Below are 11,996 nucleotides of genomic sequence, written 5' to 3'. Positions count from 1 at the left end.
ACTTCACTCTTTCTCTGCGCGTGGATACCACAACACGGGGCACGGCCTCGCGTTCCGGTTCTTTCTTGCACGCAATCAGGTTCTTTCTTACACGCAATCAACGGACCTGTGGGGACGCCGCGCTGTTACCAATGTTTCCACAGTTGCAATTGTTATTTCCTGGGACTCTTTGGACCACTACCCGATTGTGCTACTCAGATCGCTGGCCAGCTCATGGATCTGCTGCCCCCAGTAACGCCACGCGTGGATTCCGCGGGACGGGAAACTGTAGGTGACGTTCTTCGCGCCGATTGCGGCCATCTTGACCTGGAACGCACGCGTGTTCGCCCTCGACAGAACCTCGAGAGCTGCACCGGTGCTCGTGTTGAAGACGTCTACGAAGCCGGTCGGTGCCGCACCACCCTTCGCGGGAATTCCATTCGCGGCCGATACCCACAGGCGCGTGCCGTTGTCCCGAAGCTTATCGGCAAAGATGAACGGATCGTTACGCAGCCACGCCCTACTCCAAGGCGGGCCCCACATCGCATCGACATTGTAGCGACCGGCATCGAGCATCGCGACACGGATCGCCTCACGCATCCCGGGGGCAGAGATGTTCAGGTAACCGGACAGCGAGCCCGCATAGTTGAACTGCTCCGGATGGTACGCAGCGAGAGTCAGGGCAGCACTGCCACCCATCGACAGGCCGATGACGCCGTTGCGGGTGGATTGGAACCCGAGACGGTCCCGCAGCGCGGTGGGGAGTTGTTCGGTGAGGAAGGTCTCCCACATGTACTTGTTCTTCTGGCCGTTGAGGTTCGAGGTGTTCAACCAGTCGGAGTAGAAACTCGACTGGCCACCCACCGGCTGCACGACGTTGATGTTCCACGAAGAGAGGAACGCACCCGCGTCGGTGTCGATCTCCCAGCCGCTCAGATCGTCCCGCGCACGCAGTCCGTCGAGCAGGTACACCACGCGCTCGGTGTTGCCATCAGCGGCGCGCCAGATACGGCTCTTGATCGGACCCATGCTGGAGTCGACCCAGAAATCTTCGGCCGCGGGGTCGAAGGCCGCCGAGGCTATTGCGCCGCCACCCACCACCGTCACACCCAGTGGCACTGCGACCGCCAGAGCAACTGCGGCGGCTGTACGCCTCACCCACCCGCTCGTCCTCTTCGAACCCCGATCTCGCATGAACTCCTCTTCCCTCCGCTTGATACCTCTTCGTACCGCGGGTGCGGCAACAATTGGATAACTCCCGTTGAATCTCACGTCGAGACGCCACCCGCACAGCGGCGGCTGCGCGGGTGGCGTCTCGACGGGCTTACCCTACTGACAAACCATGCCGTTGCACACTTCTGGTTTGAACTGAATTCTGAGCCCATTCGTGCACCAACGGTTCCGCCGACACCGCCCGATCGCACAAATGCCGCCCCGCCGATACGGCGGGGCGGCATTCACGCAGGGTATGTTCTCAAATCACCGAGCGTTCAGCGTGTCGAGAATCTGACCACGAGCCTTCCAAAGCTCGTCACCCCAGTACGGCCACGAATGTGTACCGCTGGCCGGAAAGTCGTAGGTTGCCGCTATGCCGAGCGAAGCCAGACGTGCTTGGAAGGCACGGGTGTTGGCCAGAGCAAGAGCTTCCAGTCCCATGGCGTTGGTCGTGTTGAAGGCGTCGACCGCCGAAGTGGGATGGTCGAACTTTCCGGGCAGACCGCTGGAAGCCGAGACGTACATCGACAGGCCCTTCAGCCGCGGGGCGAACACGAACGGGTCGTTGCGCAGCCATGCCGAGTTCCACGGTGGCCCCCACATCGAATCGACATTGAATCCGCCGGCATCGAGCATCGCCACGCGGATCGCCTCACGCATCCCCGGAGCGGAAATGTTCAGATAACCCGACAGCGAACCGGCGAACTTGAACTGGTCGCGGTGGTACGCGGCGAGCGTCAGGGCCGCACTACCACCCATCGACAGGCCTAGGACGCCGTTGTTGCTGCGTGAGACACCGTAGTTGGCTAGGAACTCCGGCAGATCCTGCGTCAGGAACGTCTCCCACTTATAGGTGAAAGTCTGTCCGTTGAAGTTCGAGGGTGCATACCAGTCGGTATAGAAGCTGGACTCGCCGCCGACCGGCATGACCAGCGTCACGTTGTCGTCACGGAATTGATCCAGGGCGTTGGTCTCGAAACTCCACGCGTTGCGGTCGTTTTGGGCACGCAGTCCGTCTAGCAGGTACAGCGCGGCGTTACCGCCGCCGGCCGCCCACTGGACCTGGACCTTGATGTTGCCCATAGACGAGGGAACCCACAGTTCGTCGTAGCCGCCCGCAGGTGCGGTCCGGGCGGGCCCCGCGTTGGTCGGTGCTGCTACCGCCACGGCCCCACCGACAATTCCTGCGCCCAGTGGTAGTACCAGCACGAGGGCACCCACAGCCATCGCACGCTGTTTGAGGCGATGAAACAACCTAAGTCGGGCAAAACGCATGAAAACTGCTCGCTCTCTTCATCTGCGGACTCCGCCACGGGCGGCTCCGGCGGATTCCGTCGGTGAACAGGCGACTCTCCGGCCCCGGACTTCTCCGGGTCGGCAGCGGACGTTTTCTCGAGTCACACTGCGCTCGGCGAACTGTATGCCACGGAAGGTCCCTGACAATCGTTCGCAAAGCCCTTCGCAGAGGATCTCGAACGCCTCGGAATCCCGAACGCCTCGGGGTCTCGAGCGCCTGAGGGTCCCAGACGCCGTCGCCGTTCACTCATCATCGGCGCGGATCATCGCCGTCGACCCCATTGTTACACAAACGAGATGCGATGCTCCGGCCTCAAGATCTACCTGGTACCGCACCGAAACATCGGTGCACCCGGCACGACCACGACGGCGCTGCCGATGACCGCCCGCTTTACTGTCCGAATTCCGGGAACGGAGGCTCTAGATTGCACCTTTGAATTTCGTATGCAGGAACTCGGTCGATTCGATAACTCGCGAAATCCAGTGCATCCTTGAAATTTTGCTTGAATCGCGCCCACGTCAGTTCCGACCGATACGACGTCAGCAAATCCTGCGTCTCCGGGCAGGTGATCGCGACCTTTGCTTCCGCGACCCAATCCTCGTCCAGGAATGCGGGCATCCACGGGTGCATTTCGATCATTCCCGTATCCACTACGACCCAGTCGGGGTACAGGTCTTTGTCATGGCCGATTCGGCCGTCGCCCAAGCGTTCGGTATGCGCGGCGAGTGGATAGGCAAGCCCCATCTGGTCGAGGACCCGTACGTCGAGGCCGACGTTCATGCTCGTCATGCCGAGGTTCAGGAAGTAAACCGTGTGTCCGGCGCCACCGTCCGGAATCGGAAGGGGCGGAGGATCGACGAACCAATAGTTGAAGTCGGAGGCCGGGATGAGCAGGCCTCCATCGGGGGTGTCCGAGATGGTCTGGACCATGGCGCGCATACGCGAGTAGTCGAGGTAGTCCTCCGCACGAATCGGGTGCGAGTGGCCGGTATTGAGAACGTAGAACGCGCGTTCGTCGACAATCCCCGAGCGCCCGACGACGGCGCCTTCCGGCATTCCCGTGGTATTCGCTGCAAAAAAGGCCCACACCACGGTGCCGACCCACAGGAATGCAGTCGCGAAAAATATGGATGATTCCCGACTACGTCCCCAAGAGGACCGATGCGGAATTCTCACTGGGACAACTGCGACGGGGACGATGAAGCAGAACAGTGTGGGGAGCAGAACACGACCGTGCATGAAGTCGCCGCCGACCCGCAACGAGTAGAGACCGAGGATCAGGCCGCTGACGAGAATGAAGGCGACCACGGCATTCTGCGTCCGCAGTGATGCACGCAGACGGTCAACACGACCTCCGCCTGTGTGACGAACACCACTTCCGAGGAACTTGTCCCGGCCCCGGTAGGCGATCACCGCGCCGACCAAGAGGAACAGCAGTGGTAGCCACAGCAGGTACGGGCCCACGAAATTCCACAGGTACGCGAAGCCCTGCGACCACTTGGCGCCCCCGGCGTCCTTCGATACCGCGGTATTGGGGTACGGGAGGGCGTAGTAGCCCATGCGCCAGATCTGGTAACCCACGGGGACGATCCCCGCCACGGCCACCATAACTACACGCACCATCAGGGTGAGACCGGGCGCGAAAAAGATCATGGCCAGCGACAGGCCCGCGAGAATTGCAAGTTCGGGGCGCACCAGGGGCCCCATCCCCGCGATGAATGCGAGGATCAGCACTGACGGGGTGGACGGGGTCGTCTCTTGGCTCCATCGGATCAGTAACAGCCAGAGCAGCGCGATCCAGAAGATGACAAGGCAGCTTTCGAGCCCCGAGGTCGCGAAATCGCGGGCCGGGGGAATCGCGATGTAGACGAGCACACCGGCGGGCATCAGCAACAACGTGCCACCCGACGCGAACGATCCACGGCGGTACAGTCGCGCGGTTCCGAACATGGCGAGCACGATCGCCGACGTGGACAGGACCAGCGCGACAGTCAGAACGACATACTCGAGGCGGACCTGGGAGAGCCAGCTGAACCCGTAGACGATGTACGTCCACGCGGTGCTCGTGTTCGTCTCGACACGCTCGCCCGCGTTGAAGACGGGACCATTGCCCGCGAGCAGGTTGCGCACCGTGCGCAGCACGATGAGACCATCGTCAGCCATCCATCGCCGTTCCCACGCACCCCAGAACATCAGGAGAGCCGAGATGGCCACACCTGAGAGGAAGACCACCCTCGACAAGATGGTCCACTGGCGTGCGGTTGCCCGCTCCGCGGCGGCGTCCGGCTCCTCGGCGTCGCCCACCAAATCAGACGAGGTAGACAGCGACACCCACCACTCCGATCCAGGCAACCGCAAGAAACTGCAGCACGCGGTCGCCGAGCGCGATCTCTTCGGGCTCTCCCGCCTCACCGCCGTCGACATCTACGGCGTAGCGCAGGATCGCGACGGTGAACGGCACCATGGAGATGGCGTACCAGTTGGTGCCCTTGACGTCGTCTTGCTGAAACGCCCAGAGTCCGTAACAGAGCACCACAGCAGTGGCGCTGAGCGTCCAGACGAAACGCAGGTAGGTCGTGGTGTAGTTCTCCAGCGACTTACGGATCTTCGCGCCGGTGCGTTCGGCAAGCTGCAGTTCCGCGTACCGCTTGCCGGCCGCCATGAACAGCGAGCCGAATGCCATGACCAACAGGAACCACTGCGACAGTTCGATTTCGGCGGCCACACCACCAGCGATAGCGCGCAGAAGGAACCCCGACGAGACGATGCAGATGTCGAGTACAGCCTGGTGTTTGAGGCCGAAGCAGTACGCCAGCTGAATGCCGATGTAGACGGCCATCACAACCGCGAGCTGCCAGTTGGCGGCGAACGACAAAGCGATTGAGCTGGCGAGCAGCACGACCGACATCCCGTACGCCAGATTGATCGGTAGCACACCGGCGGCGATGGGACGGAACCGCTTGGTGGGGTGCGCACGGTCTGCCTCGACATCCAGCGCATCATTGACGAGGTAGATGCCCGATGCCGCCATGCAGAACACCACGAAGGCGAGCGCCACGGAGAGCAGGACGCCGGATTCCGTCGCCGTTCCGGCTGCGACCGGAGCTGCGAGGACCAGGACGTTCTTGACCCACTGGCGCGGGCGTACAGCCTTGACGATGCCCGCCGCCAGGGATTGCGGGGGTCCAGTAGCGACGGCCGGTTCCTCGCTCATTTCTCTCCAAACTTCTGCTCGACCTTGCGCACCGCGACCGCGGAGGCGGCCCCCAGGGCAGATCCGGCAAGCACATCGGTCGGGTAGTGCACTCCCAGCACGAGACGGGAGAGCAGCATCGGCGGTACCAACAACGCTGGCAAGGGTAGCCCGGTGAGTCGCCCGAGCAGCACGGCAGCCGCCGTCGTCGACGTGGCGTGTGAGGAGGGGAAGCTCAATTTGCTGGGCGTCGACACGTTGACCTGGATCGACGGGTCATCAGGCCGGGGCCTTCGGACGATCCGCTTGATCACGATCGAAGCCGCGTGGGCGCCCACTGCGCCGACCGCTGCCGACACCCACTGGCGTCGCCGCGGCTTGTCGAATGCGGCGCCGACACCGGCGATCGCCACCCAGCCGAGGGCGTGCTCACCGAAGTGGGACATCCCACGTGCGGTGGCTACGACTCCGGGTCGGCTCGCGATCGTGGCCTGCACGGTCTGCAGGATCTTGACCTCACTGGATACCGAAGACACGTTCCCACCTCTCCTTACTGGTCAGGGCAGGAACAGCGTCCTGGTACTCGCGCTTGAGATCGGGGAACCGCTGCGCCAGTTCGCGGCGCAACCGCAAGGCTTCCTTCAACAGTTCGAGCGCCTGCTTGGGGTTGCGCTTACGGTAGACGACTCCCCGGCCGTCGGCGGTGGTGACGGTGACACCGTCCACCTGTGACAGCAGGAACCAGCGCGCGTCCAGCGTGGGCACGTTCAGCTGCGGGCGGTCGTGATGCTCGGTGTGGGCGGGCTTCACGTTGTGGAGCAGCCCCTTGCCGAGCCGGACGATCTTCGCGAGCGGGTTGCGCGGCTCACCGACGGCACCGACGCCGGCGCCGGACGGCAGCGGCAGGCTCGTCGACGACGGCACGACGACCGCGTCGGGGAACTCCTTGCGCATCGCGTGGACGTCTCCGAGCGCCGTGGGCAGCAGTTCGAAGATGTGTTCCGGCCCCTGAAGGAAGTCGGCGATGGCCTTGTTCTGGATGGCCACGGTGGAGTATTCGAGGCACAGCAGGTGCTTGATCGTGGCCTTCACCGTATTGATGACGAGCCCGCGCCCGGTGCCCGGCATGTGCAGGGCAGCGACGACGAGACGGTTCCGCAGGTGGAAGTACGCCTGCCAGTCAATGGCGTCGTCCTTGTCGCTCCATGCCATGTGCCAGATCGCGGCACCGGGCATGGAGATCGTCGGGTAGCCGGCGGCGCGGGCCCGCAGGCCGTACTCGGCGTCGTCCCATTTGATGAACAGCGGCAACGGCTGTCCGAGCTTCTCGGCGGCCTCCCGCGGGATCATGCACATCCACCAGCCGTTGAAGTCGACGTCGATGCGCCGGTGCAGCAGCTTCGAGTTCTCGCGGTCGCTCAGCGGGTGTCGGGAGAAGTCGTGGTCGTACTCGACGTTGGGAGCGGCGGTCCACATGAAAATGCTGCGGTCGACCACTTCGCCCATCGTGTGCAGGTGACTGCGCTCCTGCAGGTTGAGCATCTGGCCGCCCACCAGCATGGGGGTCTTGGCGAACCGGGACATGGCGAGTGCGCGCAGGATCGAGTCGGGTTCGATCTCAATGTCGTCGTCCATGAACAGAATGTGCTGGCAGTCGGTGGTCTTCAGCGCCTCGTACATGATTCGGCTGTAGCCCCCCGACCCGCCGAGGTTGGCTTGGTCGTGGATCACCAACCGGTCGCCGAGGGCGGCGGCGGCCTCCGCGAAACCGTCCGCATCCTTGACCTTGCGGGTGCCCTGGTCCGGAACGATGACAGCCTGGACCACGTCCATCACCAACTCGTCCGACGCCAGCGCCGTCAGTGCCTTCACGCAGTCGGCGGGCCGGTTGAACGTGGGGATGCCCACCGCCACGGTGGCCTCGCCAGGCGCTTCGACCGGCGCGAACCAGCCTGCACGCTCCAGCATCACCTCGGTGTCCGAGGTGATGTCGAACCAGATCCAGCCGCCGTCCTCGAACGGGGCGAGGTCGATCTCGAACTCGAGACCCCCGGGGATTCTTCCCGTCGCTTCGCTCACCCAGTCGCCGTCTTCGAACTCCCCGCCCTCCACGTGGATTCGTGAGGAATCGGCCTTCGAGCGGTACACGTCGATACGGCCGTGGCCCGACAATTCCAGCCGCAGAACCACCGATTTCAGCGTGCTCCAACGGCGCCAGTAACTGGCCGGGAACGCATTGAAGTACGTACAGAACGAGGCCTCCGACTCGGCGCCCACCGACAGCGACGTCCGCGACACCGAGTGCGCGCGGCGGCTGTTGGTCTTGGCTTCCTCCAGGTAGAGAGTGCGCACGTCCAGTGGTTCACCGGGACGCGGCAGGATCACCCGCTGAAGTAGTGACTTGCCGAGTAGTGCGGCGGCATCGGTGGTCTTCTCTGCGGCAAGCACATGGCGGGGGCTCATTCGCTCTCCCCCACGAGCGGCGCACCGGTTTCGAGGTGCGGACGGAGGGAATTGTCGAACATCGACAGTGCGCTGGCAATCGCCATGTGCATGTCCAGGTACTGATAGGTGCCGAGGCGCCCACCGAAGAGCACCTTGTTCGCAGCGGTCTCCGCCTTGGCGCGGTCGCGGTACGAGGCGAGTTTCTGGCGGTCGTCGGGGGTGTTGATCGGGTAGTACGGCTCGTCCTTGCTCTCGGCGAACCGCGAGAACTCCCGCATGATGACCGTCTTGTCCGACGGGTAGTCCCGCTCCGGGTGGAAGTGACGGAACTCGTGGATGCGGGTGAAGGGGACGTCGGCGTCGTTATAGTTCATCACCGGTGTGCCCTGGAAGTCGCCGGTATCGAGGACCTCCGTCTCGAAGTCGAGGGTGCGCCAGCCCAGCTCGCCCTCCGAGTAGTCGAAGTAACGGTCGACGGGACCGGTGTAGACGACCGGTGCGTCGGGGTTGGCCGCTCGCACGTCGTCGCGAACGTCGAACCAGTCCGTGTCGAGGCGGACCTCGATCTTCGGATCCTTCGCCATGTTCTCCAGCCACGCCGTGTAACCCTCGACGGGAAGGCCCTCGTACGTGTCGTTGAAATAGCGGTTGTCGAACGTGTACCGCACGGGTAGCCGCGCAATGTTGCCCGCGGGCAGTTCCTTCGGATCCGTCTGCCACTGCTTGGCGGTGTAGTCACGCACAAACGCCTCGTACAGCGGGCGTCCGATGAGGGAGATCGCCTTCTCTTCGAGGTTCGAGGCGTCCTTGGCATCGATCTCACTGGCCTGCTCCGCGATGAGCTTGCGGGCCTCATCCGGGGTGAAGTAGCGACCGAAGAACTGCGACACCAGACCCAGCCCCATCGGGAACTGGTACGCCTGCCCCTTGTGCAGCGCGAACACCCGGTGCTGGTAGTCGGTGAATTCGGTGAACTGGGTGACGTAGTCCCACACCCGCTTGTTCGAGGTGTGGAACAGGTGCGCCCCGTACTTGTGGATCTCGATGCCGGTCTCCGGCTCGGCCTCCGAGTACGCGTTGCCGCCGAGGTGATAGCGGCGGTCGAGCACCAGCACACGCTTACCCAGCTGTGTTGCTGCACGCTCGGCGATCGTCAGTCCGAAAAATCCGGAGCCGACGACGATGAGGTCGTAGCGGCTAGGTGCTGTGGTCTCTCGGTTTGCAGCGGTCACGGTGAACCAGGGTAAGCGACTGCGCCTCCCGCGCGGGCTTCTGGTAGCACGTGACATCAATCTCGGCCATTGCCACCATTCATCCCTACCCAGCGCCACTTGTAACGATGACCACAGTTAGGGTACTCGCCGAGTACGTGACAGCTTGGGGGGAACGATGGTTGACCAGTCGCGACGTGCCGAGGGCCTGCTGTATGTGCCGACGCTGCCCCGGACCGGGTCCGGCCAAGTGCAGTTGGAGTTGAGGACCCTTCCTGACGGCAGGTTGGCGCTACCCGCCTACACCTCCCGAATCCAGCTGACCAAATGCTGCGGCGACGGCCAGCCGTGGGGTGCCGTCAATTCCGAGGGTCTGGACGAGATCCAACGTTCGACCGGGTGTGACGTGGTTCTGCTCGACGCCGAGATGCCAGCCGGCTCACGACGGGAGTCCGCGCCGTACGACCCGTACGAGGAAGATCTCGACAGCCATATTCCGACCTCGTTCCTGCAAGAGCCGTACGGAACCGGCCGAACAAGGGGGAACGGCCGATGAGTCCAGACGGCCTGAAGGTCGAACACCTGAACGACACTGCGAAGATTCTCGCCCGAAACGCTCGAGAGGTGGAGGCGCTGGGCGCGAAGGCCCCGCACTTGCCGAACGCGGGACCGTCGAGCGCTCTGATCGGTGACGCGCTGATCGCGTTGGCGCAGGCAATGTCGTACGTGGCACAGGCATCGGCGAATGCCGCCGATACCGTGCAGGTCTGCGATGCCAACTACGCCGCCACCGACCAAGCGAATGACCGGCAGTTATCCGGTGTCGGCGAACAGATCCCAGAGATATCCGTCGGGGGAACGCGCTGATGCCCATCTACGTCTATGTCGACGCCGATCCCGAGTCTTGCATCGAATGCGCCGTCGCCCTCGACCAACTCGCCGAAGGCGCCGAGGACGGTGCGCAAGGCTTCTTCGATGCCAGGGATCAGTCCGAAGAAGACTGGCAATACAAGGCGGGAGATAATTTCCGTGCCGCGGTGGACAGGCTCGGGAAGTCGACGGGCGAGGTCGCCGACCGGGCGGGGGACCTGGCCAAGGCTCTCCGAGCGTTCGCCGACGAGATGAACACGGTCAAGATACGAATGACTCAGGCCGCGGCCGGAGCCCTCGAAGCCGGCCTGCGGGTCGGCCCTGACGTGTGCTTCCCCGACTGGATCGGCGACCCCGAACTGCTGCCTCCTGGTGCGTGGACCATCGACCAGCTTACCCAGCAGGCGATTCAGGTCGCCGCCTATGGCGAGGCCCTCGAGCTGGTGACCGAGGCCAGGGAGAAGGAGCGACTCGCCCATGAAGACCTCCGCAAGGCCTTCAGTGGCAGCACGGACGGCGATGACTGGCTAGGCCGCTTGAAGGGTTCGACCCCCTGGATGGCGGGCGGCGCCGCGATCGGCTACGTAGGCACCGCGGCACAAGAGGCTGACAAGTGGGGTGCGATCGCGCAGACCCGGGCCACCCAGGTTCAGACCTTCCGAACGCTGGCGGCCGAGGCCGCGACCGACCCGTTGCGGCATGCTCACACGAACATGGTCAACACGCTTGTGCCCGCCGCCGACGACGCCGCGAGATTCGCCGCTCAGAACTCCAAACTGATTGCGGGGCAGACCGGAAACCCCTTAGTCAAATTCCTTGGCACCGGAATCGTCCCAGAGAGCGTGTCCAACGTCGGATCCAAGATTCCGATCGCAGGGGTGGCGTTGACCAGCGCACAGATTTACTTCGACGTACAGGACGCTGAGGACGGTGGCGATGTCGCAAAGATTGTCGCGAAGGATGCCGGCGGCTTCTTGGCGGGAACCGCCGCAACGAGCCTGCTCCTCGCCAGCGCCGCCGGAGGACCGGCCACCATCGCCGCGGTCGGAGCGGGCGTACTCGTCAGCTACGGCGTCGGCGAACTCATCGAATACCTGGCGGACTGATACCCGATGACCCACACCTCCCGCGGTCGATCCCGCCTCCCAAAAATCCCCGACCCACACACCGGCGAACCACGCCCACCCGCGGCGCCCCGCCGGGAAAGCTCCGCACACGAGGCGACCCCGACCGACCGAGCGCCGATAGAGCCCCCACCCCCACCCGAGGGCCTCGGCCCCACCCTCGAATGGTCACAGGCCGAAAAGAAGCACAGAGTGCAGGCGGCGTTTGCCTTGTCCGCGATTGTTGCAGCCTTCGCCACAGTCAAGGTGGGCGGATTCGACTGGGTCAGCGACTGGGGTTTCTGGGTTCTCCTGTCAGTGATGGGTGCGGTCATGTATTGGAGAGCCAGCCAGGAGTGGATGGCGGCCGGGGCCGTGTGGGTCCAGGAAGGCCCGAAGTGGGTCAACACCTACGAACTGGTCCGGATCAGATTCAGCGTCGACGGACTCCGTCGGGTGCTACGCCTCCAGGACGCCGAGGGCCGAGAAATCCACTCCTTCGGGCTTCGAGACGTCCAAAGCAACCCGCTGATGTGGGATCTGGTCTACAACGGCATCCTCCACTCCGTCGCCTCCGGCAACTGCGACATCTCCCGCAAAGCGCGCAAGGTCCTGCAAATCCCACCCTCCCTCGGCCGGGAACGCGAATACTCGGCGGACTGACGCGATGACCCACCCCCCCC

The 11,996-nt window shown here is 63.8% G+C and carries 11 protein-coding genes; 4 read left to right on the top strand and 7 right to left on the bottom strand.

Annotated elements, in window-relative coordinates; translation table 11 throughout:
• Positions 1-177: 177 nt before the first annotated feature.
• From RM2_RS11210 to glf, 7 genes are all read right to left on the bottom strand, one after another.
• Positions 178-1,173: an alpha/beta hydrolase gene (locus RM2_RS11210; RefSeq protein WP_084721741.1), complete on the bottom strand. Its 996-nt coding sequence runs from the start codon at positions 1,171-1,173 to the stop codon at positions 178-180.
• Between the two features lie 285 nt (positions 1,174-1,458).
• Positions 1,459-2,469 (bottom strand): alpha/beta hydrolase, encoded by a 1,011-nt coding sequence (locus tag RM2_RS11205; RefSeq protein ID WP_072689119.1) that lies wholly within the window; start codon positions 2,467-2,469, stop codon positions 1,459-1,461.
• Between the two features lie 412 nt (positions 2,470-2,881).
• Positions 2,882-4,798, bottom strand: a complete 1,917-nt coding sequence (locus RM2_RS11200; RefSeq protein WP_072689118.1) for an arabinofuranosyltransferase AftB family protein — start codon at positions 4,796-4,798, stop codon at positions 2,882-2,884.
• Position 4,799: 1 nt separating this feature from the next.
• Positions 4,800-5,705: a decaprenyl-phosphate phosphoribosyltransferase gene (locus RM2_RS11195; protein WP_072689117.1), complete on the bottom strand. Its 906-nt coding sequence runs from the start codon at positions 5,703-5,705 to the stop codon at positions 4,800-4,802.
• The gene (locus RM2_RS11190) at positions 5,702-6,220 is read right to left on the bottom strand and encodes a phosphatase PAP2 family protein (RefSeq protein WP_072689116.1); all 519 of its coding nucleotides are present in this window, start codon (positions 6,218-6,220) and stop codon (positions 5,702-5,704) included. Before RM2_RS11190 ends, RM2_RS11195 begins: the two co-directional genes overlap by 4 nt.
• Positions 6,201-8,147, bottom strand: a complete 1,947-nt coding sequence (locus RM2_RS11185; RefSeq protein ID WP_072689115.1) for a glycosyltransferase — start codon at positions 8,145-8,147, stop codon at positions 6,201-6,203. Before RM2_RS11185 ends, RM2_RS11190 begins: the two co-directional genes overlap by 20 nt.
• Entirely contained in the window at positions 8,144-9,361 is a 1,218-nt protein-coding gene (gene glf / locus RM2_RS11180) for a UDP-galactopyranose mutase (RefSeq protein WP_072689114.1), read from the bottom strand. Before glf ends, RM2_RS11185 begins: the two co-directional genes overlap by 4 nt.
• A gap of 157 nt (positions 9,362-9,518) precedes the next feature.
• Here glf and RM2_RS11175 point away from each other — a divergent pair, with 157 nt between their 5' ends.
• The 4 genes from RM2_RS11175 to RM2_RS11160 are packed head-to-tail and all read left to right on the top strand — an operon-like array spanning position 9,519 to position 11,976.
• Positions 9,519-9,896 carry an SAV_915 family protein gene (locus RM2_RS11175; protein ID WP_072689113.1) on the top strand — a complete coding sequence of 126 codons (378 nt, stop codon included), beginning with the start codon at positions 9,519-9,521 and terminating at the stop codon, positions 9,894-9,896.
• The gene (locus RM2_RS11170) at positions 9,893-10,207 is read left to right on the top strand and encodes a hypothetical protein (RefSeq protein WP_072689112.1); all 315 of its coding nucleotides are present in this window, start codon (positions 9,893-9,895) and stop codon (positions 10,205-10,207) included. The genes RM2_RS11175 and RM2_RS11170 overlap by 4 nt, the downstream gene beginning before the upstream one ends.
• Positions 10,207-11,316: a hypothetical protein gene (locus RM2_RS11165; protein WP_072689110.1), complete on the top strand. Its 1,110-nt coding sequence runs from the start codon at positions 10,207-10,209 to the stop codon at positions 11,314-11,316. The genes RM2_RS11170 and RM2_RS11165 overlap by 1 nt, the downstream gene beginning before the upstream one ends.
• 6 nt (positions 11,317-11,322) lie before the next feature.
• Positions 11,323-11,976, top strand: a complete 654-nt coding sequence (locus RM2_RS11160; RefSeq protein ID WP_245813847.1) for a hypothetical protein — start codon at positions 11,323-11,325, stop codon at positions 11,974-11,976.
• Positions 11,977-11,996: the final 20 nt, after the last annotated feature.

The sequence above is a fragment of the Rhodococcus marinonascens NBRC 14363 genome, assembly GCF_001894885.1.
Lineage (GTDB): Bacteria > Actinomycetota > Actinomycetes > Mycobacteriales > Mycobacteriaceae > Rhodococcus_F > Rhodococcus_F marinonascens.
The sequence above is the reverse complement of the archived record's forward strand: the minus strand, read 5'-3'. Positions and strand labels throughout refer to the sequence as shown.